Here is a 21,804-nt window from a genome sequence, read left to right as displayed (position 1 = left end):
ATTTTTCTAGTAAAATATAGGACAGGGTGGCAGGATGATAATTTGGATAAACGGAGCATTTGGAGCTGGGAAAACACAAACTGCACACGAGTTACATAGAAGAATACCAAACTCATGTATCTATGACCCAGAAAATGCCGGTTATTTTTTGCGGGAAAATTTGCCTGCATCTACTTTTAAAGGGGATTTTCAAGACATGCCAATGTGGCGTACCATTAATCATTCTCTATTATCTTATATTAATAAGGAATATAAGGGAGTCATCATCGTGCCGATGACGATAGTAAATCCTGTCTACTTTTCTGAAATTATTGGTGAATTAAGAACAGAAGGTGTCACCATTCATCACTATGTATTGTGGGCTTCCAAGCCCACCTTAGTTAGTCGGCTAAAGGGGAGGGGCGAAAGAAAAGCTTCCTGGGCAATAAATCAAATTGACCGCTGTATGGAAGGCCTTTCTACTAGTGTATTTGAAAATCGGATTAATACAGATAATATCACAGTAGCTGTAGCAGCTAAAACAATTGCGGCATTGTCAGATGTTCAACTGCTGCCTGATAATCGCAGCTTCTTAAGAAAAAAATGGGATCATTTTAAGTTGAGATTACGAGATAGATAGGCGGGATAAAAATATGACAGTATCAGTCGTCGAGCTTCAACCTTACAATCCTGATTGGGAACAACAATTTGAATGGGAGAAAAAAAGAATCCGTGACGCGATAGATGGTGTAATAGAAGTTGAACATATTGGCAGCACCTCTATAAAAGGATTAACAGCCAAGCCCATCATTGATATCATGGCAGGGGTACCTAATTTAGAGCAAGTGGATAAATGGGTACCAACCTTAATGGAAATAGAATATGAATATGTGCCTAAACCAGAGTTTACAGATAGAAAATTCTTTAGAAAAGGACCGTGGGGACAAGGGATTTGCCATCTTCATATTTGTGAATATGGCAGTACAGAATGGCGGGATAAATTACTTTTTCGTAATTATCTCCGCCAACATTCGCAAGCACTTAGGGAGTATGCTTCCCTCAAAGAAGAACTGGCACATATACATAAATTTGACCGCCATGCTTATACAGACCGAAAAGGACCATTTATTAGGAAAATAATTGAATTGGCAGCAACGAAAGATTAAGTAGTACAATAGCAGTCTATAAAATGTAAAGGAATAATCACAATGAAGATGGAATTAGGTATCCTTATAATAGAAGAAGGAACTTTTCTTACAAACAATAGGAAAAAAGCGAAAGTGCAAATCGTAGCAGGAAAGTATCCTATATACGCAAATATTAGTGATAGTAACACAACTCCCATGACTTGTGGCAGTTTTGTTGAGGCATATGTTGATTTAGTTCAAATGAACAACACCAAAACAGAACAGTTTCATTATATAATGGATCAAAAAGAGCTGGTTGAGAAAATCTTGAAAAAAGATGAAAATATCATTCTTCATGATACATTTCATATAAGACAGGATTATTATGTTTATGACGCAAAATTATTTAAAACAGATGGTCTGTATTTCAAAGCATGGGACTCTGTCTATGAAATACAGAAACTTGCCGGGGACGATTATATAGTGCTGTATGGAAATAATGAATGGGAAAAACCATTAGCGATAGCTGTAACGGAAGGCTTGGATAAGTACCATTTGTTGAAAGTAGATCAAGGAAAAGCGATATCCCTAAAGACTTTTAATATACATGAAGATTTGTTTACAGATGAATTCCTAGATGCAATGGACGCACTTAAATCCATCGTTTACTTTAATAGATTATAAGAAAAAACGTTGACTCGGACGACAAGTTAAAAGGCTCTCGAAATATGAGAGCCTTTTAACATATAAGCTTATTTACCTTTTTTAACGATATTCACCGCTTCTTTTGAAACATAGAATTTGCCATTAGTTTGAACTGTAACTGTTTTAAGTTCTTTATCTTTGCCTTTGATTGTGACAATATTCTTATTTACTGGAATTTCTGCAGTTGTTTTGCCTTTTGTTACAATAAGAACAGGGTTGTTTTTGTCAGATGAGTCGATGCTGACTTTTGCGCCAATTTTTTTGAAAGCAGCTTCTGCTTCAACGAAAACTTCTTTGTCCAGCTCACCTAAATTGAATCCTAAAGCTTTTGCGGCAGACTTAGCGACATCTGTGTTTTCAATTAAACCAGTCGGTTTGCCTGGGCCGTAAGAATACATGAATAGATCCTCACCTGTATGGCCGCCTGTTGTAAAGCCAAGATTAGCTCTGTTTGCAAGCAGCTGAACAAGCGTTTTGCTTAAGTCTGCAGATGAATTTAATGCTTTTGTTTCTTCTGCAGTTGGATTGTCAATCCCGTACAATGCCGCAACTTCCAGCACATTTGATTTATCTTTATTAAGCTGCTTTAATGCACCTTCTAAAGTCATTTCAGCTTTTTTCAATGGGTCAACATAAGCTGAGACAGGAGTAGAAGAATAAGTAGAGTTTGTATTTTGGTTTCCGATAGAAATTCCGCTGTTACCATGATCAGATACAGCAATAACTAACGTATTTTTATCTCTCTTCGCAAACGCAACCGCTTCTTTTACCGCTTCGTCAAAAGCAAGTGTATCACTGATCATCCCAATTGGGTCATTGGCATGAGCTGCCCAGTCAGGCTTGCTTCCTTCAACAAACAGGAAGAATCCGTCTTTGTCTTTAGAAAGTGTTGAAATACCTTTTTTCGTCATTTCAGCAAGAGTTGGCTCTTCAGGATTTGTTTGCGGGCGGTCCATATCATAAGCTAAAGCTGCTGGCGCGAATGTTCCCCACAATTTTTTTGATTTAGAATTTAAGAGCTCGTCACGTGTCTCGACTATATCGTAGCCATTGTCCTCAATGACATCAACTAAATTTTCGCCGTCCTTGCGGTTTTTTGCTTCAAGAGACGTTTTACCGCCACCTAAAACTACATCCATGTTTTGGTAAACCTGCTGTTCAGCAATACTGTCATAATCAGTCCGGTGTGTTGCATGTGATGAGAATGCAGCTGGTGTGGCATGCTGGATTTCGGATGTCGAGATAATTCCAGTAGATTTCCCTTCAAGCTTAGCTCCTTCCAATACGTTCGCCACCGGTTTATACGGATTATCGGCAAGGGAAGAATCTACACCAGGTGACGCAACCTTTTCAGGCAGAACCCCAACAAACTTGTCATTGGACTTATTGCCAGTTGCCATGGCCGTTCCAGCTGGTGCAGAGTCTGTGACAGCCGATTCAGCAGAATACGTGCGGACACCACCAGACAGGATTTCATCCATTGCAAGAGGTTCACCCTTATACCATCTAGATAGGGTAGTAGTAGTAGAGCTTACTCCATCCTTTACAAGCACAATGACATTTTTTGCTTGCTGCGTTTCTTTTTTTGCTTCTACTTTCTCATTTGCTGATGTGTAGGCAAGCGTCCCAAGTGCTAACGAGCTTGCTAGAGTAATTCCCATGACTTTTTTGTTTATTTTCATGTTAAAGTTTCCCCTTTCATACTATGAACTAAGTTTTTTTGGATGGTATAGAACGGTTAATCTATTAAACTATGTAATCACCCCTAAAAAGAATATAATCAATTGCTTATGAGTATAAAGCAGTTAAGTTAATAGATTGTAAAGGAAATGTAAATTATTGATAATAACAGGAAAAATAGGAATATTTACTTACTTGATTTAAAAGCGTTTTCATTTTGTGTTAATTCTTATTTCCTGCAATTTAATTTCTTTAGTGATTTGATTCTCACAAGCAATAGTAAGCTTGCCACATAAAATAAAACAATCAGCGACCCTGCTTTCAACAAAATCACAAGTACCGCTGTGAAAGGTTGAATCTTTACAGAAAAAGTTGAATATTACATGGAGAATGCCAGTTTTGTTTACTAATCCTACAAGCTCTCCGTAACAAATGCTTTTGCTGTAAAAGGTAGCTGTCACGATATCCTTATCTTGCGTATAGTGAAAAATAGAGTCATTTAAATAATACAGGCTGCTATCCTGAGCTGATAATAAAAAAACTTTGCCGTTTAAGTTCTCCATACGAAATCCCTTCCTTTTCTTGATTTTTATTGCAAAATAACTTCTTTCATAAAGGTAAAGTATGGAACGCATTTCAAGTCAAGGCTGTCTTGCATATAAAAAATTATTTGACCTGGGAAGCGTTTCATAATTTACGATAAAAGCAAATAAGAAGAAAGTGAGGAGAACTTATGCTGTCACTCATCTTACTTTGCTTTATAATACTTTGCGGCACATATGCTTGTATAAAAACAGCAGGAGAATCAACAGACATCACACCGATTGAAACATTTGATGACTATTTTATTGATTCACAACCAAAATCCAGAAAAAGATAAGTGAACTTTTTATAGAGAGGACCAGTAGCGGTCCTTTTTTTAGTGGATTGACCTGGTACCCGTTTCATACATTAAAATGTTTTCAATAAGTGCAGACTATTCAGGCTGAAAAAGGTGAGGATATGACCAATATTAGAGATTTGGCAAAAATGTCGGGAGTTTCCGTTTCGACAGTATCTCGTGTCTTGAACAATCATCCATATGTAAGTGAAGAAAAAAAACTAGCTGTTTTAGCAGCAATTGAATCCACGAACTACAACAGAAATATTAATGCTGTGCATTTGAGCAGGGGAAAAACACAGCTGATGGGTGTCGTGCTGCCATTTACCGATACGCCATATTTTGCGTTGCTGCTTAAGGGGATTGCTCAAAAGGCGTTAGAATATGATTATAAGCTTGTGTTGTTTCAAACAGATTATGCGGAAGAAAAAGAAATGGAAGCGTTACAAATGCTTAAGCAAAAGCAGATTGATTCATTAATTATCTGTTCAAGAAAATCCGATTTATCCCTGATTCAAGAGCATATCCAATATGGAACAATTGTCCTTTGTGAAAAAATGAAGAAAGAAAGCCTCCCTTCAACTTTTATTGATCATTATAAAGTTTTCTTCCAAGCGTTAGAGTATTTGTATCAAAAGGGTCATAAAGAAATAGGTTATTGTGTCGGTAGGAAAACTGGTGCAAACAGCTTCTTGCGAGAACAGGCTTATATGGACTTTTTAAAAAAATATGAGCTGCCGTTTAATGCTGACTACATTATGGATGATTGCCTGTATTTCGAAGATGGGGAAAAGGTAATAGAAAAGATGAAGAGACTTGATACACGACCAACTGCACTGTTAGTCACTAGTGATCAAGTGGCTGCAGGTATAATGATAGCATGTCAGAAGGAGCAACTATCCATTCCGAAACAGCTTGCGATTATCGGATTCAATAATGAGCCTATTGCAAAGATGATGAATATTACCACTATTGATATACCGCTTGTTGAGTTAGGAAACAATCTATTTCTCCAAGCAATGGGCGATGATGTATCTAATAAAGAAATTTCAGTTAAATTAATAGAAAGAGGAACCGTTTAAAACTTTAGGGTGATTGCATCCTAAAGTTTTTTAAATTAATGTAAAGCTTGTTTTAACCATGAAACCTTTCTGTGTAAGTAACCGTAAACTAACCATATAAGCAAAATGGAGGTGGTAACAGTGAGTGCTGATAAACCATTTAAAGAAGAAAGCCTTCGTACAAAAATATTCATCATCACTGCAATAGTGTTACTATTCTTGGCTTCATTTGGAGTAATTACGGCAGGATATTTCTTTGGAATTATCGGGTTGTTTAAGCTGCTAGGTGTACACTATGACTCCTTTGCAGCCTTATCTTGGTTTATTGCTGGCTATATAGTATTCGGAGCAGTAGGTGAATTGTTGACAAATATCATGCGGATTTTTATGCGAAAGGCAAATAAATGGTCTGACAAGCAAATTAATGCTGGATTTCTATTCTTATCGTTTCTTGTAAGTTTGACTATTATTTCAACTTTAGATAATATGATGCACACTATTGAAATGGAAGCCGTCACAAGAGTAATAGTTTCCATTGTTTTAGCATTAGTCGATTATATAATGGATGCAAAACTAGAGAGTAAACAGGAAGACAAATAATATAATACATAGCTAGCTATTATTTGCCATTTTTCTTCATAATAAATAGAATTAAATGGAAGCATATAAATATTGGAGGTTACTATGTCTATTAAACAAGTAAAGCTTGCCTATAAGTGGAACCTTATCTTTCATGAAAAATATTCATTATTCGCTGAAATCGACTCTAAGAATAAATACAGCATTATTGACGGAGAGAATGACTTAATTGCGATCTTCTCATTAGATCAATCATCAATAGCCTTTCAATACAGTGTTTACAACCTCCAGCACAAAATTGATTTCAGCACGAAAACGATTGATATTCAACATAAACCTTATGAGGAAGAAGAATAAAAAATCTTCCTGTCTCTTCATAATAGTATAAAGAATTAGGGAACGCCCTTCAGAATGAAGGAGGGGTTTGTTCTATAGGAATGATAATTCTTGGATGCCTTCCTTAGATGAACGTAAATGAATTAGAAGAAACATTACTCAAAATAGACAAATTAACAGGAACAGATGCAAAAGCATTTCTAAAAAATCATTTATGGTTATAGAGATGGCACATTTACAGAAAGATAGGAAAGGAAGATTGGAGAAATAAATGGCATTAGAACATGAATTTTATTTAATACCGAAAACTGCGAATATCCAAGAATATTGGCAGTATACACATGAAGAAAGGACATACCTTGACTGTGTAGTCCTTCATGATGATTTAATTTTATATATCATGGATTCTTTAAAGTGGATACCAACAAAAAATCCAGGCATTCGGAATATGCCAGCGGGATATGGTATCAACTATCATGGCTTAACGCTTTTTGATAACCAATCAGCTATCACACTCAGAAATGTTTTTTCTGCATGGAGAGATTTATTTGAAAATGCACCTAAGGTAATGAAGCTTACAGGCAGCTTTGTCTGGAGCGACAAGGAAGAAGGGGAGTACGAAAGGTTAATCCTCAACCGTAATCTAGTAATCATGCAGCTTGAAAGAATGATTACAATGGCTGAGAAGTTGTTAGACGGCGAAGTTTATATATATCATAGCGGAATTTAAGGGATTGCTTTAGGGGGAAGGATAAAGGTGATGCGTTTATTAGATAGACTGCTAGACAAAAAGTCTGATGGAATAATGGGAACTTAACATTGGGCATAGGAAAATAAACAAAACATCGGCAGATTAGAAAAGGCTACTGCAAAAATAAGCTGCAGCTGTTGCAGAAAATGGACACAACAAGGACGAAAAGATGTGCAATTTCTTCGTTGATTTAAAAACTTAACGACTATTTTTGCATACAAGTAGCAATCCTAGGCCAAAGGAAAGCTAAAGCACTAATGTATTTCAAATAATACTATCATTTCGTAGCTCATTCTGCAGTTTCTTTGTTAAATTCCTGAAAATTAACTGATGGGAATTTCCTATTAGATAATGAAGAAATTCAACCGATAAATCTGACTCATAGTAAACAGTAATCCAGTGCGTTTTGTTCATATAATATCCTTGAATGATAACATCTTTATATGTTTCTTGTAATTCTTCTGATTCGGCTGGATTACATTTTAAAGTTATGTATTTTTGTCCTTTTTCATTGGTGCTTAGCATGGCAAATATTTTCCCGCCTACATGGAAACGATTTGCATTCCATTCTCCTTGAAAATCATCTGTTGCACCTAACAAACTTTTACAATATTGCTTCAAAGTATCTTCCATAAAAAACTGCCTCCCTTTTTCTCTATTATCAGAGAAAGGTGGAGGAAGGACAATCTTTCCTTATCGACAATAAATGACAAGTAACGAGAAAGATCCCGGGCTGCTTCATAGACTCCGAGATCTTCATAACATTTATAATGTATAAGACTCACCATCATCAGGGACTAATACATTAGCTGAAAATCCTTTTTCTGTTACAAAGGATTTTAATTCCTCTCTCGATAAAGTCCAGTGATTAACTGCTTCCATATGAACGGCAATGATTGTAGCTTGCGGGGCTGTTTTGTAAACTTCATAAACATCCTTTTCATCCATCACTAGCGATCCGCCTTGCAAAAATTGATTATTGCCAGCATTAACAACAATAACTTCAGGCTTATGTGTATTGATTTCTGACTCGACTCCTTCATACCAGACGGTATCACCTGCAATATATAGTGTTTTTTCGCTTTCGTGCTTAAAGACAACACCGCATACAGAACCAACCATTTTAAGTATGTCGCCTCTGCCGTGCTCGCCTTGTGTTTTAATTAGCTGAATCTCTTCAAATGTAGTGGTTTCAGCTAATATTTCGAGATTTTGAAAACCTGCTTTTTTAACTTCTTCAGCATCCTCTGCACTTTGGACGTACATTTTTATATCCTTCGGAAGGACGTTTTTGGCTGCCTCATCCCAATGGTCCAAATGTAAATGTGTCACAATGACAGCATCAACATCTTTTACAATGTCTTCAAGTGAGATGGGCAGGCTTACTAACGGATTTTTTTGATCTTGTCGTAAGGAATTTGGAAAAGGGGGATATATGCCCTTTTCAGCAAGGAATGGGTCAATTAAAAACTTTTTACCTGCGTAATGAACGATAATTGTAGCGTTGCGAATTTGTTGGATATTCATTGTGGATACTCCTTTATTGTTTATTTAAAGTATGTATATAGTTTATACTATGAGCATCAACCACTTACACAGCTTAAATCAAGTCTTTTAGCTGTTTTGCTTGATTAATGAAAGGAGTTGGATTTGTTTGTTAGACAATACAGATCTGCTTATTTTAAATGAGCTGTCCGCGAACAGCCGTATTACAATGAAGGAGCTTGGCCAAAAGGTTCATTTAACAGGGCAAGCAGCTTCGACAAGGGTTGGCAGGCTAGAGGATAATGGAATAATCGAAGGATATACCATTAAAGTCAATGAAGTAAAATTAGGCTATTATATTCACGCCTTTCTCAATATTTTCACCAAAAGCACCCACCACGAACCATATTTATCCTTTGTTAGGACGCAAGAGAAATTTATATTAAATAATTATAAGATTAGTGGAGACAGCTGTTACATACTTGAATGTAAGTTCTCCTCTAACGAACAGTTAGACGAGTTTTTAGTCAGCCTTAACAAGCATGCTAATTATAAATTATCCCTTGTCATTAAGAAGGCGTGAACTATTTAAATAAATCGAGTTAGACAGGAGAAAAGGATGAAGCGAGGAGTAAGTTTCGAAATTCCAAATTCACATGGGAATTATCTAGGGGAAATATTAAGAACAATTGATATTTCTTCCTATAATTGGCGTATGGATGGAGAAGCCTATCTTGTGGAAAACGGAGAGCTAAAGGAGCCGCTGCTGCCAGCTAATGTGATGGACGGGTTGGGGTTTTCTGAAAGGTTAGAAGACAATCTATATTATTGCATATTTGCTGATTTAAAAGCTTTTCCAAGAGGAAAGGTAATAAAAGAGATTCATACATATGACGATTTTCTAAAGAGTGATTGTCAAGTAGTGCTGTTATTAGTGGATGGCAGTTTTGTTGCAATTTATGTGAAGGATAGCCGCGCACTTGAACATCTTTATAAGCATGCAATATCACAGGGCTATGGGGGAATTGAATATATTACAGAGGAAAATGATGAAAGAATAAGGTTATCTGTTTGGTGATCTAGCTTTTCAGCTTTCTATTTTCTATAACGAAAGAAAAAACCACAATAGTAACTTGTGGTTTTTTTGATATATTCAAAGTTTGCCAGATGACCAAGAATGGTAGATGCGTTTCACTTCTCGGAACGATAATTTTGGCTTGCGATATTCATTAACGATTCCTTTGTTGTTAAAGCTCCGAGCTCTATCTCGGAAATGGGCACCATTGCTTTGCAAATCTGCTCGCGTATCTGCAAACTGCCATATATATGTTCCGCTAATCTTAGGATCATTGCGAAAGATTGTCAGTGCTTCAGTGAGGATTTTCGCTTGATAATCCTCACTGAACAGCCTCGGCTCCCAACCAGTATCACCATAGATACCTGCTCCTCCGAACTCGGTCATAATGACCGGTATATCACCAGCTCCCATGTCTTCTGCACGCTTATGGAACTGCTGCAGCATTTCTTTAAAGCCGCCTACATTGCCTTCATACCAGCCAAAGTATTTATTAATGCCAATCACATCAAAAAGCGGGAGAAGAATATCCTCTAGAGGATGCATGGTAGCGTATGTAATCAGTCTCGAGTTGTCGAGTTGTTTCGTCTTTTGTAGCAGTTGCTCTGTCATTTTGTAAGCACTGTTTGTACGTGTATCAATCTCATTATGAATCGACCAAAAGATAATGGAAGGATGGTGATAATGCATAGTAATCATTTCAGCCATCATCGTCTGTGCACGCTCCTGGAACAACGGATTACTGACGGTTTCGTCTGGCAAGAGAGCACCCCAAATGGGAATTTCGCTCCAGAACAGGATGCCGTTTTCGTCAAGTAAATCAAGCCAATACGAACTTTGAGGATAATGAGATCCGCGTACAGTATTGCACCCCATTTCTTGAATGATTTGAAGATCTTTATACATCAGCTTAGGAGGAAAAGCAAATCCCCATTCAGGATGTTCTTCGTGGCGATTGACGCCTTTAAGAAAAATAGGCGAGTCATTAATAAGAATCTGGTGATCCTTCGTTTCGATTTTTCGGAATCCAATGCGTTCCACTTTATCATCCTGTTCAAGGCATGCTTGAATCGTATACAACTCTGGCTTGCCAACATTCCATAACCGCACTTCGTTCCAATTCAGCTTTATTGTATGGTCTACAGTTTGATTTGCACAAACAGCTACATGGTCAGAATATAAGCTTTGGCCATCTTCATAAAGTGATAATGCTGTAATCATATCGGTTTGAGCGAGTGAGCTAATTCGTACTTGGAAAATGACGGCGGCATCGGCTCCTTCTAATTCATAGTCAATCTTAAGTTTCTCAATGTATAAGTCTGGTAAAAATTGCATCTCCACAGATCGAATGATACCACCATAGTGAAACCAGTCCACAAGTCTTGTCGGAATGGTAAGGTCATCAAGAGTACTATCTGTTCGAACAATAAGTTCATGCTCTCCTGCTGAAAGGGATGGGATAATGAATTCAAACGGTGTATATCCACCAAAGTGATAACCGAGATGTTGGCCGTCTAGATAGACATCGGCAGCACCGAGCACAGCATGAAAAACTAATCGGACATGGTTAGTATCCTCTATTCTTATTGTTCTTCTAAACCATGCAACACCTTCATAGTCGTACATATGCAACCCGTTATTCCAGCAAGAGGGAACATAAATGGACTTAACAGGCTGTGGAAAACGATCAAACCATTTTTCTTTAAGACCGACATTTTCAGGATCTAACACAAAGTCCCATGGTCCATCTAAAAGACTTGTCTTACGGATATGATGTTCTTGAAAGGTTCTTAGCAAAGCTATTCCTCCTTAATTTTTAATACTTGCATAGCCATCTTGGTGAGGGATTGATAATATGAATAGTATCATGATAAATTCTCGTTCTGAATGGAAAAAAAACGGCGTCTACTTGTAAAAATCGAGCTTAATTATAAGGAGAGATAGAAACTTGAAAATGCCAAAATATGATTTGAATCAGTTCGTCTTGCATATTCATTTTACGCTCGACAAAGTTACATATCCTGGTTGGAAGGATGTCCGCAATCTGGTGAATGTTCATAGTTTATATTGGATTCATGAAGGAGAAGGGAGTTTTTATACTAATACTGAACATAAGGTGAAGAAAGGAATGATGGTTTACTTAAGACCTGGTCTGCAGATGTCGATGCGTTCAGAAATACATGCGCCGCTACGCATGACAATGGTGCTGTTTGATTGTGCGGAGCTTAACTACGATGTAGTTTGGAAGGACGTTAAGAGAGTTGCGAAACTGAGTCTGCCTTTTTTAAATCAGTACAATTGCAAACAGGCAGAGGAATTAGGCATGCTCTTTGAGGAAATTCATCAAGAATGGGTGCCTGGAGTTGCACATGGTGCTGCAGTTTCCCAAGGTAAACTAAAAGTAATGCTTCATAAGCTCCACAACATGGAGCAGCCCGATTGGAGCATAAATGAATCAAGTACATTAAGCGCCTTTAATAAGATAAAAAAATATATGGAAAACGGATACCAGGATAACATTAAAGTCGAACAGTTAGCGAAGCAATACAGCATTTCAGCAACCTATCTTCGCAAGCTCTTCCTTAAGTACACAGGAATGGGACCAAAAGAGTATCTTAGTTATATCCGTAACGAGCGAGCGTGCAGTTATTTAATATATACAGACTATCAAATTAAAGAGATTGCAAGATTATGCGGTTATTTTGAAGAATATCATTTTAGTAAGATGTTTAAACAATTAAATGACCTATCACCAAGTTCATATCGGAAGATTCATAAAAAGATAGAGTGAGCTTTTAAAAGGCATGGAACCTCTTTAAGAAATGGCACGTATATAATTTAGTTTAAATAGGTGGAAGTTTGATTTATATAAAAGGTAATAAGGGGGAGGGATTCTTTATGAATTTTTCTAACAAACAGTTGCAAGATTTAATTCAAGGAAAGATTGTTGGCGATAGCTTTCCTTATTGTACAAAAAATGAGGAAGAAATTGAGGCACATATCCGAAGGTTATTTCATCGAATGAATCGAATACCTAATATCGTTTGTGAAGCAGAATGGAATCATTTTGGCAGTGGCTATGCCTCCTTTATTGAATTTTTTTGTTATCAAAAAGAGGATGTTACTGTCGTTAAGAAAATTAACAACATTCAAGAGTTACAGACAGAAGGAATTATTATTGATATTTGTCGTTTAGCACCTGTAGCAATTATGGGGGAAGATACTAGATATAAGACAATGCGGACAGATACGAACGAAATAATTGGCGGTGGATACGGTTGTTTATTTGGTGGTCCACATCTGTTAAATATTAGTGAGAAATACGAGACTATTGTGAGAAAATTGGAGTATGCGCTAAAAGAATTTGAATATGAACGGTTAGAAACAGAAAAAATACACCAGCCTTTATCCTTTCAAGCAAAAATCCCAACTATATATAGTAATTCTAACGATTATGTAATTATGGACGCTATCTTTTATTGGGAAGATTAGATTTTCTTATATTTCAAAAAAACTATGTATGGATAAATAACTTAAGGTGGCGACATGTTATGGCTTTTCCTATCAAGGTTATGGCATGCTCATGTAAGATAATAGATGGATTCATGCTTGAGCTGTCAGAGAGTCCTGATATCAATCAAGTGGGTAAAGCTGACAGAATTAAAGGATATGGCTCTTTATTCAAATATAAAGGAGCATATCATCAACTATACAAACAACAAGATAAATATTGAGTTATTGTAATAGCTGACTTTAGAAGATAACTTTACGAGAGATGGTGGCTTGTGAATGGGGATGTCAGAATACTATAAAAATATACGTTCGAAAATTGGTAACGAGCTAATATTAATGCCAAGTGTTGCTGCCATTATCAGGAATGATTCTGGGGAAATCTTATTACAAAACAAGGGGAATGGGGAAAATTGGAGTCTTCCTGCTGGTGCAATAGAGCCAGGAGAAGCACCTGCCGAAGCAATGGTTCGTGAAGTATGGGAAGAGACCGGATTAATTGTTTTACCGAGAAAGTTAGTAGGAGTGTTTGGCGGAAAAGAATTTCGTTATCAATATCCAAATGGCCATCAAGTCGAATATAACGTTTTTATGTTTCAGTGCGGAATTACCAGCGGCAATCTGAATCCTCATGATCAAGAAACGGCAGAGCTTCAATACTTTAGACCAGATAGGATGCCGGAACTTGCATTACCTTATCCAAAAGACATATTTTCACAAAAAAGGGATGAGCTTTATTTTCAGTGGAATAAACATTGGCTAGAGAAGCTTCCAGAGTAGGATTGCTCGATTTCTAACGTAAAAAAGCAGTGTAACTGAGGAGAAATAAACATGCTGATAATAACAGAAAATGTAAAAGGGAAACGGTATAACCATTTAATGGATTTGCTTACCAGAAATTGTAATAAGTTTGCCTTCGTTGAGAATGAGATGGAGGAAGTGAGCCATGCTGCAATTGATGCCAGGATTGTTTATATAAAGGAACACTTGCTGGAAAGGAAAATTCAACGAGAATGGGAAACAACGAAACTTCCTGAGGCCACCGCATATGTTTCTTATTTTCAATTAAATAATGCCACAAGGGATTTCCTGAAGGAAAACAGCAATTCCCTTTTTAGCTGGCTCCATCCAAAATTGCCGGAAGACTTAATGTTTTATCAGAATGATAAATGTATATTAGCTGGATGTTCACACGAGGGCTACTTTATAGTGGAAGAGACCTTGTGGGGAGAATTTCTATTAAATACAGAGCGGTGATTTGCCAGCTCTGTATTTAATTTTTTTAGTTATGAGACCTTCTGTGGGAGAGTCTATACTGGTGAGGAGTCGTTCCAACGAGTTTTTTGAATAACTGGATAAAATAAGATACACTTTTGAAGCCTAAGCTTTCACCAATTAATTCAATAGACGTATTTGTCATTTCTAGCAATTGACAAGCTTCTTTTATTCTCCGAATGGTAAGATACTCTGTTAAACTACTTCCCGTTTCACGCTTGAAACTTCTTGATATATATGATTTTGATAAATGAAGCTCATTTGATAAATGTTCTAAGTCAAAGGGCTCCTTATAATGTGCTTCTATCCAATTCATTATCTTTTCAGAGTAGAATAATGGCCGTAATTTATTGTTTGAGGTTGGATCAGGATTAGCATCGGTGCTGTTTATACGGATACATGAGAGCAATTGCATTAAAAAAAGCTGGCTGTCTTCTTCCCAGTTGTTTGTTTGCAGTGATTTATTAAATTGTTCATACAGCTCATACATATAGTTATAATCATTTTCTAAATCAAAAGCTTGAAGTTCGTTTACTCCAAACTGTAATTTTTTTAACAAGGCACTCAGTCCTGGGAAAAAATTTAGGTTTTTCTCTCCGAATGACATTGTATCAAAGTGAAGAATACTTCTCTCATAAGGAGATCGGGGGGATACTTCTACATATACCTTATGTAATTGAAATGGCTGGAAAAAGAAAAGCATTCCTTTTTTTAACTCATAAGTCTGTTGGTTAACTATTACGCGCCCTTGTCCACGATATACAAATAAAAGTTCGCAACCTTGATGCCAGTGATAATATCCTTGGAAATTCTGCTCAGAAACCCTGCGATAAACCCAGTTAAATGGTTTAAGATCTATTTGTTCAAATAAATTCTTCATATAATTCCTCCATATAGTATTCAAACATTGAAAAACTTATTATTTAAGGTTCAAGAACAATAGAGCGACATTTTTGGTTATTTAACAAACACTTTTAGAATAATACGTAAGTTATAATTTAGTAAAGAATTTGGTGATAAAAAGAAAGGAAATCGGAGGAGGAAAATGTGAGCGTCTCAAATGATCACGATCGAGAGTATTGGCTGCAATCCATGCTGAAAATTGCAAGTCCGGTGCTTCAAAACTTAAAAAATAAATCATTAAAAAAAGTAATGCCAGTCGAGATGAAGGAAGGAACAAATCGTCAACAATTCACTCATTTGGAAGCGCTGTCCCGACTGCTCGTTGGGATGGCTCCATGGCTGGAAAGGAAAAGTGAAAATAAGGAGGAAGAAGCACTTCGTATGGAATATGGTGAGCTGGCACGCATAGCTATTGATGCAGGCACAGATCCTCACTCTCCTGATTATATGAATTTTTCAACAGATTTTCAGCCGATTGTTGATACTGCTTTTTTAGCGCATGCTTTTCTTAGAGCTCCTGATGAACTATGGAAAAAACTAAGTGGTAGGGTTAAAAACAATGTGATACTTGCAATGAAAGCTACCCGAACAAAAAAACCAATCTTTTCTAACTGGCTTTTATTTTCTGCATTAATTGAAGCCTTTTTATATAAAGTGGGAGAAATGGATTGGGATCCGATGCGTATTGATTTTGCTGTAAAGCAATTTGATCAATGGTATTTGGGAGATGGTGTATACAGTGATGGACCTGAGTTTCATTATGATTATTATAATAGCTTTGTTATCCATCCTATGCTTGTAGATTTATTAGAAACTGTTGGTGAAGAGTACACAGATTGGCTGGGAAAAAAGGAAACCTTTATGGAAAGATCAAAAAGATATGCAGTTATTCAAGAGCGCATGATTTCGCCGGAGGGAACATTTCCGCCAGTGGGAAGATCTATTGCTTACCGTTTTGGTGTTTTTCAAACTTTAGCTCATCATGCACTTCGCAAGGATTTACCTAAGACACTTGCTCCAGAACAAGTTAGAAGTGCACTGACTCAAGTTATAAAACGGACACTGGAAGCTCCGGGCACATTTACAGAGTCAGGGTGGCTGACTATTGGTTTTTGCGGCCATCAACCAGGGATTGGGGAAGGATATATTTCTACAGGCAGTGTTTATTTGTGTGCGGCCGTTTTCTTGCCATTAGGTTTGGCCGAATCAGATCCATTTTGGAGTAATTCTTCAATGGAATGGACGGCAAAAAGAGCTTGGTCAGGGAATAACTTTCCAATTGATCATTGTTTATAATATTAGAACGAATCTGATGAAGTCCATATCAGAAAGGGGAAAGTAGAGATGAGTACGATTCACGAAGAAATGAAGCATGATAAATTTAAAGCCAAAGCTGTTTTAGATTCAAAATGGCTTGAAGAGGAAATTCAGTATGTTTTGCAAAAAATCGATGAAAATCTAGACCCATTCACGGAGAAGGTACCACCGGCTGCATCAACAAATTTAATGTATATTCCTGAAGATGATAATGATTGGACTGCTAGCTTTTGGATTGGAATGCTTTATTTAGCTTACGAATATACAGGGAATGATAAATATCTTGATGTAATAAAAACCCAGCTTGAAAGCTTTAGTGAACGCTTAACGAAGAATATTCAGTTAGAAACACATGATATTGGTTTTTTATACTCTTTATCCTGTGTGGCGGGCTACCAAGTGCTGAAAGATGAAACCGCAAAAGAAATAGCGATAAAAGCAGCTGATAAGCTGATTACTCGGTATCATCAAAAGGCGAAGATTATTCAAGCATGGGGCGATTTATCTGACCCAGAACAGCTTGGAAGGATGATTATAGATTGTAACATGAATTTGCCGTTATTATATTTTGCTTCCAGAGAAACAGGTAATCAGAAGTATTATAATATTGCCATAAATCATGCTAAACAAGCAGCCAAGTATATTGTGAGAGAAGACGCATCAACATACCATACCTTTTATATGGATACAGAGAATGGTGAACCGCTTTATGGAAAGACTGCGCAAGGATATACCGATCAATCGTGCTGGGCCCGTGGCCAGGCATGGGGAGTATACGGTTTTGCATTAAGCTACGTACATACAGGGGATAGAGAGTTTCTTGATATTGCTGAAAAACTGGCAAACTACTTTTTAAATCGTCTTCCTGATGATAATATTTGCTATTGGGACTTAGTCTTTACAGAAGGAAAGGAGGAACGTGACAGTTCTGCTGCAGCCATCATGGCTTGTGGACTACTCGAATTAAGCAAGCACTTGCCAGTTTCCCATCAATATAAGGAAGTCTATGAAAATGCAGCCATAAAAATGATTAAGTCACTAGCTGAAAAGCTATACTACTAAAAAAGTTCACTCCAATGGTATTTTGTTGCATGCAGTCTACTCTAAGCCTGACAATAATGGGGTAGACGAGTGCTGTATCTGGGGAGATTACTATTATTTAGAAGCATTAATACGCACAGTCATGAGCTGGAAGATGTACTGGTAAAAAAAAGAAAAAAAGCACAATTCCATGATAAAGGAATTGTGCTTTATAACCTTATAGAAACTTCTGTTCCATCTTTAAGGCTTGTTTCAACCAGCAGTAAACCGCTTTGGCTGGAAAGCTCTCTTAGCAAAGGCTTTAAGTCATACCTGCTAATATAAGGGATTTGAAATTTTGTTTTTCCGGATTTTTCGATTGCACCATTCACAAGCACGAGAATTCTCTTTGAAGTTAGAATTCTAATGACAAGATGTAAAATAGCATATGGAACTGGAATAATAAAGCGTTTCCCATTTACTTTAACTTTTACCTTCATCATGTTACTCAACTGTAACCAATACTTTGTCACCATTTGCTGCTGTAACATCTACAATTTGTCCGTCCAATTCATTATCAATTGCATCTATTAACAGTGCAATGTCAATATCCTTCACATATTTTTCGGATTGGGGAATTCTCTCCGCAATACTAGAGCCTACATTTAAGACAGCTTTTATAAGTTTAATTGGCAGATTAACGTTGACATTATCCCCGTTTTCCGAAGTAACACGGATCTTTAGCATTTTGTTTAAATAGGAGGCTGAGGTATGTTTTTGTAGATTGACCTTGTTGTCTTTTCCTTGCAGGGCATCAATTAATTCAGCAGCTTTGTCTTTACTCAGCTTACCTTCTTCAACCATTGTTAAAACTCTTGAAATTTCTTCGCTCATTTAGGATTCCTCCCCATTTAATAATTCAATTGCTTCTTCAGCAGTTATTTCGCCTTTTTCCAGCATTAAGATTACTTTTTTACGATCAATTTTATCTGCTTTCTTAGTGGTAGAATAACCCAGAGAAGAGATAATATCATCTAATTTCCCGCGGACAGTTGGATAAGAAATACCAAGGTCTTTTTCAACCTCTTTTATATTTCCGCGGCATTTTAAGAAAGTCTCGATAAAGCTGAGCTGTTCTTTGTTAAGATTTGCAAAATTAGAAAGTTCGAATTCATTTTCGATAGTGGTATGACAATGAGTACACTGTAGCCGGGTAATTTTTAATTGCTTTGCACAAACAGGGCACTCTGAAATAAGAGGATAAGCCATAATTCCCTCCTTTTTTATTTATAATGCAATCATACATTAATAATTAAATAAAATAAACAATAAAATTAAATAAACAAAAAAAACAACTTAATTAGTTTAATATATTCAATTTAAATATTAAATAATTTTATTTTAGTGTGTGGATTTTAATTTTAACTTGGGTTGTTTTATTTGAATTGGTAAATTTAGTGAAAGGAGAAGGGGTTATAGGAAGGAATCTAGAAATAATCTTTATCCGGTGAAATAGAAGGTTATCATAATAGGGGGATTCTAATGAAGAATATAACCTTATCTAACGGCACCACTGTTGAAGTTGAATGTTTAAGCTGTGCCTTAACAAGCGGAATAATTGAACCAGATGGTGGTGCAGTATATGAAACTGAACATTTTCACGCACATCAAGATGTTGCTTATCCAATTAAAGGGTTAATGATATTAGCTTCTAAGCGGCATATAAAATGCTTCGATGAACTAACGGACCAAGAGCAGTTAGATTATATAAAGACCTTGTCAAAGATTAGGCATGCCCAAAGGAAAGTTTTGGGAATAGAGTATGTTTATTATTTTTATAATGAAGACACAGCACATCATTTTCATACTTGGATGGTCCCAAGGTATGATTGGATGGCGGGCTTTGGACGTTCCATTGAATCAGTAAGACCAATCTTACTTTATGCTAGAAACGAAATGAATAATAAAGAAAATATAGATGAGGTAATGGCTGCAATTAATTCTCTCAGGAAAAAGCTAAATAATGATGTTTAGGAATTAGTACATTACGAAACAAATCTCATAACATACACGATTTGCGGAACAATATAGTTGGAGGTGAATACAGTGTCTAACAGAAAAGCTGATCCATCAACAATTGGTTTAGGTTCTACAAATGTTCAAGGACAAGGTACTACAATGAAAGAAACGGGGAACAGAAAGTCTGATTCTTCGCGAAAGAAGCAAAAACAATCTTAATATTGGATGAAGAAAAAACAGACGGACTCCGTCTGTTTTTTAGATATTCGCCAACTTGATGGCATTTGCGAGAGAGGAATTGACTGAGATATTATCGAATTTTAAACCGAGCTGAATAGCGGTTTGAGCAACTTCAGGACGAATGCCAGAAAGGTCGGTTTTAACGCCGATTAATGATAATGCTTCGATTAGTTGAAAGATTTGATGTGCAACCATTGTATCAATAATGACTACACCGGAAAGGTCAAGAAGCAATCTGTTTACTCCTAAACGGTTGCATTGCTCTAACGTTTTCTCAAGTAGGATTTTCGCACGTGCTGTGTCAATCTCCCCAACTAATGGCAATAATGCTGTTTGGTTATTTAAGGCAATAACAGGTGTGCTGAGTTCAAGAATTAACTCCTGCTGAGCATGCAGTCTTTTTTCGGAGTTGCGATTATACTCTTTTGTAAACCATTCAATCACATTAGCCATTGTTTCTGTAACAACCTGATATATTGTATGTATTTCGCTTACGGCAAGATTATCTTTATGTTCCTCGATAAATTCTGTCATTAAATCAAGGTACTGCTTTTGCGTTCTGTGAAATTCGCGGATGATAAAATGAATCGGGGTTTGCGAATGTTCCTGATCCTGCGCTACCTTTAGTATCCACTGTTCAAAATCAGCTGAAAATTTTCCTTCTTCCTTACGAAATACTTCTGCAAAGTTCTCGTGGAACTCATAGTTTTGTTGCTTCACGCCTTTAATGATTTCTGGATCATTAGAAGCATAAACTCCGCTGCTATTGGATTTATCTAGACTTTCATACCAGTCTTCTGTTATTTGCCATGTTTTTTTTACAAAAAAATGATAAAGTTCATTATTTGAATACATTTCAATCCTCCTGTTGGTGCAATTATAGGTTGTCCATAGAATTTTACACTATCTGAGTTCATCCGTCTAAAGTATTGGGTGGTGATCATGTATTTTTACTGCATTGTAAAACAAAATCCCCCTTAATGGGGGATGGTAAAATAATTTTACAAATAGGTTTTTAATGTATCTTGCAGTGTACCTCGTGTTTCCGCATCTTTTTCGAAGCGGATGCCTGCATGAACCATTTTTTTGACAAGTTCAGGTCTAAGTCCTGTAAGGATTGCCTTACAGCCCATCATGGAGATTCCAGCTAAAATCTTTTCAAAGTAATCAATCACATCCATTTCCATTCTCGCAATCCCGGAAAGGTCAATGATGAGTGTTTGAATTCTTGAATCTGCAATATCATTTAATACCTTTTCTTCAATCACTCTAATTCGATACGAATCAATTGCTCCAATAAGAGGTAATACTGAAACAGATTGCTTAACTGGAATGATTGGAACAGACAAATGTTCTACCATTTCTCTTTGTCTATATAGCATTTCATCTTTAAAGTTTGAGTAATTAAGAAAGAAGCTGTTTAAGAATTTATCCATTTTTTCATTTATGCTTTTTTCTAAGATATAAAAATTATTGCGGTCTGATATTATATTCTGCTGTTCATCAATAATATAGATAAAATGCCATATTGTTCTTCTAATTGCCTGCACCCACTCCAGTTTTAACTCTAAAGTTAATGAGTGCTTTGCCCAAGCAATTCCTTCGACTTTAGCAAAAGAAACCAATTCTTCCTCTTTTTCGTCCATAACGAAAAATGTCATTTTTTTGGCGTTTTTTAATAAATCGATGTTTCCCTTATTTAAGATATCAGTAATTTTTGTTGAGACATTAACTGCTTCCGTAAGCAATTTGCTTTCAAACTTATCCCCATTTTCATTAATAAATATCTTTACTTCATCTTTAATATTATTAATTGGATTCATTTTTAACTACTCCTCTTGGCTTTGTTAATTAATATGTAC

Annotated in this window: 30 protein-coding genes; 19 read left to right on the top strand and 11 right to left on the bottom strand. The window is 36.4% G+C overall.

Features of this window, described 5'->3' with window-relative positions:
- Nucleotides 1-34 precede the first annotated feature (34 nt).
- From LXM54_RS12725 to LXM54_RS12715, 3 genes are read left to right on the top strand one after another with little or no spacing between them, the layout of a single operon-like run.
- A complete protein-coding gene (locus LXM54_RS12725) occupies nt 35-619 on the top strand; it encodes an AAA family ATPase (protein ID WP_233315537.1) in 585 nt (194 codons plus the stop codon).
- A 13-nt stretch (nt 620-632) separates the two neighbouring features.
- Nucleotides 633-1,145: a GrpB family protein gene (locus LXM54_RS12720; protein WP_233315536.1), complete on the top strand. Its 513-nt coding sequence runs from the start codon at nt 633-635 to the stop codon at nt 1,143-1,145.
- A 42-nt stretch (nt 1,146-1,187) separates the two neighbouring features.
- Nucleotides 1,188-1,790, top strand: a complete 603-nt coding sequence (locus tag LXM54_RS12715) for a hypothetical protein (RefSeq protein ID WP_233315535.1) — start codon at nt 1,188-1,190, stop codon at nt 1,788-1,790.
- A 68-nt stretch (nt 1,791-1,858) separates the two neighbouring features.
- Here the strand turns inward: LXM54_RS12715 and LXM54_RS12710 are convergent, their stop codons facing one another.
- Together LXM54_RS12710 and LXM54_RS12705 are read right to left on the bottom strand one after the other, a co-directional pair.
- Nucleotides 1,859-3,493 carry an alkaline phosphatase gene (locus LXM54_RS12710; RefSeq protein ID WP_233315534.1) on the bottom strand — a complete coding sequence of 545 codons (1,635 nt, stop codon included), beginning with the start codon at nt 3,491-3,493 and terminating at the stop codon, nt 1,859-1,861.
- A gap of 210 nt (nt 3,494-3,703) precedes the next feature.
- A complete protein-coding gene (locus LXM54_RS12705; RefSeq protein WP_233315533.1) occupies nt 3,704-4,054 on the bottom strand; it encodes a hypothetical protein in 351 nt (116 codons plus the stop codon).
- A gap of 170 nt (nt 4,055-4,224) precedes the next feature.
- Here LXM54_RS12705 and LXM54_RS12700 point away from each other — a divergent pair, with 170 nt between their 5' ends.
- The 5 genes from LXM54_RS12700 (at nt 4,225) to LXM54_RS12680 (ending at nt 7,077) form a co-directional block, all read left to right on the top strand.
- Nucleotides 4,225-4,371, top strand: a complete 147-nt coding sequence (locus tag LXM54_RS12700) for a hypothetical protein (protein ID WP_233315532.1) — start codon at nt 4,225-4,227, stop codon at nt 4,369-4,371.
- Nucleotides 4,372-4,493: 122 nt separating this feature from the next.
- Nucleotides 4,494-5,453, top strand: a complete 960-nt coding sequence (locus LXM54_RS12695) for a LacI family DNA-binding transcriptional regulator (protein ID WP_233315531.1) — start codon at nt 4,494-4,496, stop codon at nt 5,451-5,453.
- 120 nt (nt 5,454-5,573) lie between these two features.
- Entirely contained in the window at nt 5,574-6,032 is a 459-nt protein-coding gene (locus tag LXM54_RS12690) for a YrvL family regulatory protein (RefSeq protein WP_233315530.1), read from the top strand.
- A gap of 84 nt (nt 6,033-6,116) precedes the next feature.
- Nucleotides 6,117-6,368 (top strand): hypothetical protein, encoded by a 252-nt coding sequence (locus LXM54_RS12685; protein ID WP_233315529.1) that lies wholly within the window; start codon nt 6,117-6,119, stop codon nt 6,366-6,368.
- Between the two features lie 250 nt (nt 6,369-6,618).
- Nucleotides 6,619-7,077, top strand: a complete 459-nt coding sequence (locus tag LXM54_RS12680) for a hypothetical protein (protein WP_233315528.1) — start codon at nt 6,619-6,621, stop codon at nt 7,075-7,077.
- Nucleotides 7,078-7,362: 285 nt separating this feature from the next.
- Here the strand turns inward: LXM54_RS12680 and LXM54_RS12675 are convergent, their stop codons facing one another.
- Entirely contained in the window at nt 7,363-7,731 is a 369-nt protein-coding gene (locus LXM54_RS12675) for an MmcQ/YjbR family DNA-binding protein (protein ID WP_233315527.1), read from the bottom strand.
- Between the two features lie 132 nt (nt 7,732-7,863).
- Nucleotides 7,864-8,625 (bottom strand): MBL fold metallo-hydrolase, encoded by a 762-nt coding sequence (locus LXM54_RS12670; RefSeq protein ID WP_233315526.1) that lies wholly within the window; start codon nt 8,623-8,625, stop codon nt 7,864-7,866.
- A gap of 127 nt (nt 8,626-8,752) precedes the next feature.
- Here LXM54_RS12670 and LXM54_RS12665 point away from each other — a divergent pair, with 127 nt between their 5' ends.
- Together LXM54_RS12665 and LXM54_RS12660 are read left to right on the top strand one after the other, a co-directional pair.
- Nucleotides 8,753-9,166 carry an Lrp/AsnC family transcriptional regulator gene (locus LXM54_RS12665; protein WP_233315525.1) on the top strand — a complete coding sequence of 138 codons (414 nt, stop codon included), beginning with the start codon at nt 8,753-8,755 and terminating at the stop codon, nt 9,164-9,166.
- Between the two features lie 36 nt (nt 9,167-9,202).
- The gene (locus tag LXM54_RS12660) at nt 9,203-9,661 is read left to right on the top strand and encodes a DUF2691 family protein (protein ID WP_233315524.1); all 459 of its coding nucleotides are present in this window, start codon (nt 9,203-9,205) and stop codon (nt 9,659-9,661) included.
- Between the two features lie 75 nt (nt 9,662-9,736).
- On the opposite strand, the gene LXM54_RS12655 is transcribed toward LXM54_RS12660, so the two are convergent.
- The gene (locus LXM54_RS12655; protein WP_233315523.1) at nt 9,737-11,455 is read right to left on the bottom strand and encodes a glycoside hydrolase family 2 protein; all 1,719 of its coding nucleotides are present in this window, start codon (nt 11,453-11,455) and stop codon (nt 9,737-9,739) included.
- A 157-nt stretch (nt 11,456-11,612) separates the two neighbouring features.
- Between LXM54_RS12655 and LXM54_RS12650 the strand changes: the two genes are divergently transcribed.
- From LXM54_RS12650 to LXM54_RS12630, 5 genes are all read left to right on the top strand, one after another.
- Nucleotides 11,613-12,449 carry an AraC family transcriptional regulator gene (locus tag LXM54_RS12650; RefSeq protein ID WP_233315662.1) on the top strand — a complete coding sequence of 279 codons (837 nt, stop codon included), beginning with the start codon at nt 11,613-11,615 and terminating at the stop codon, nt 12,447-12,449.
- Nucleotides 12,450-12,556: 107 nt separating this feature from the next.
- On the top strand, nt 12,557-13,150 hold the full coding sequence (locus LXM54_RS12645) for a hypothetical protein (protein WP_233315522.1): 594 nt from the start codon (nt 12,557-12,559) through the stop codon (nt 13,148-13,150).
- A gap of 59 nt (nt 13,151-13,209) precedes the next feature.
- Entirely contained in the window at nt 13,210-13,392 is a 183-nt protein-coding gene (locus tag LXM54_RS12640; RefSeq protein WP_233315521.1) for a hypothetical protein, read from the top strand.
- A gap of 55 nt (nt 13,393-13,447) precedes the next feature.
- Complete coding sequence (locus tag LXM54_RS12635; protein ID WP_233315520.1) at nt 13,448-13,948, top strand: NUDIX hydrolase; 501 nt, start codon at nt 13,448-13,450, stop codon at nt 13,946-13,948.
- 51 nt (nt 13,949-13,999) lie between these two features.
- On the top strand, nt 14,000-14,425 hold the full coding sequence (locus tag LXM54_RS12630; protein WP_233315519.1) for a stage III sporulation protein AH: 426 nt from the start codon (nt 14,000-14,002) through the stop codon (nt 14,423-14,425).
- A 25-nt stretch (nt 14,426-14,450) separates the two neighbouring features.
- Here the strand turns inward: LXM54_RS12630 and LXM54_RS12625 are convergent, their stop codons facing one another.
- Entirely contained in the window at nt 14,451-15,323 is an 873-nt protein-coding gene (locus LXM54_RS12625) for an AraC family transcriptional regulator (protein ID WP_233315518.1), read from the bottom strand.
- 167 nt (nt 15,324-15,490) lie between these two features.
- Between LXM54_RS12625 and LXM54_RS12620 the strand changes: the two genes are divergently transcribed.
- Both LXM54_RS12620 and LXM54_RS12615 read left to right on the top strand, forming a co-directional pair.
- On the top strand, nt 15,491-16,642 hold the full coding sequence (locus LXM54_RS12620; RefSeq protein ID WP_325169570.1) for a DUF2264 domain-containing protein: 1,152 nt from the start codon (nt 15,491-15,493) through the stop codon (nt 16,640-16,642).
- A 48-nt stretch (nt 16,643-16,690) separates the two neighbouring features.
- Nucleotides 16,691-17,725 (top strand): glycoside hydrolase family 88 protein, encoded by a 1,035-nt coding sequence (locus LXM54_RS12615; RefSeq protein ID WP_325169569.1) that lies wholly within the window; start codon nt 16,691-16,693, stop codon nt 17,723-17,725.
- A 188-nt stretch (nt 17,726-17,913) separates the two neighbouring features.
- Here the strand turns inward: LXM54_RS12615 and LXM54_RS12610 are convergent, their stop codons facing one another.
- Genes LXM54_RS12610 through LXM54_RS12600 form a run of 3 tightly spaced genes read right to left on the bottom strand, consistent with a single transcriptional unit; the run spans nt 17,914 to nt 18,952 of the window.
- Nucleotides 17,914-18,186, bottom strand: coding sequence for a hypothetical protein (locus LXM54_RS12610; protein WP_233315517.1), 273 nt, complete (start codon nt 18,184-18,186; stop codon nt 17,914-17,916).
- Between the two features lies 1 nt (nt 18,187).
- Nucleotides 18,188-18,577: an SHOCT-like domain-containing protein gene (locus LXM54_RS12605; protein ID WP_233315516.1), complete on the bottom strand. Its 390-nt coding sequence runs from the start codon at nt 18,575-18,577 to the stop codon at nt 18,188-18,190.
- Nucleotides 18,578-18,952, bottom strand: a complete 375-nt coding sequence (locus LXM54_RS12600) for a DUF2089 domain-containing protein (RefSeq protein WP_233315515.1) — start codon at nt 18,950-18,952, stop codon at nt 18,578-18,580.
- Nucleotides 18,953-19,225: 273 nt separating this feature from the next.
- Between LXM54_RS12600 and LXM54_RS12595 the strand changes: the two genes are divergently transcribed.
- Together LXM54_RS12595 and LXM54_RS12590 are read left to right on the top strand one after the other, a co-directional pair.
- Nucleotides 19,226-19,717 (top strand): HIT family protein, encoded by a 492-nt coding sequence (locus LXM54_RS12595; protein WP_233315514.1) that lies wholly within the window; start codon nt 19,226-19,228, stop codon nt 19,715-19,717.
- A 72-nt stretch (nt 19,718-19,789) separates the two neighbouring features.
- Complete coding sequence (locus LXM54_RS12590) at nt 19,790-19,921, top strand: YuzL family protein (RefSeq protein WP_233315513.1); 132 nt, start codon at nt 19,790-19,792, stop codon at nt 19,919-19,921.
- 39 nt (nt 19,922-19,960) lie between these two features.
- On the opposite strand, the gene LXM54_RS12585 is transcribed toward LXM54_RS12590, so the two are convergent.
- Both LXM54_RS12585 and LXM54_RS12580 read right to left on the bottom strand, forming a co-directional pair.
- Nucleotides 19,961-20,797, bottom strand: coding sequence for an STAS domain-containing protein (locus LXM54_RS12585; RefSeq protein ID WP_233315512.1), 837 nt, complete (start codon nt 20,795-20,797; stop codon nt 19,961-19,963).
- Between the two features lie 146 nt (nt 20,798-20,943).
- The gene (locus LXM54_RS12580) at nt 20,944-21,765 is read right to left on the bottom strand and encodes an STAS domain-containing protein (protein ID WP_233315511.1); all 822 of its coding nucleotides are present in this window, start codon (nt 21,763-21,765) and stop codon (nt 20,944-20,946) included.
- Nucleotides 21,766-21,804: the final 39 nt, after the last annotated feature.

The organism is Bacillus sp. Au-Bac7 (assembly GCF_021341655.1).
Lineage (GTDB): Bacteria > Bacillota > Bacilli > Bacillales > Cytobacillaceae > Niallia.
This window is presented reverse-complemented; position numbering and strand designations above follow the sequence as displayed.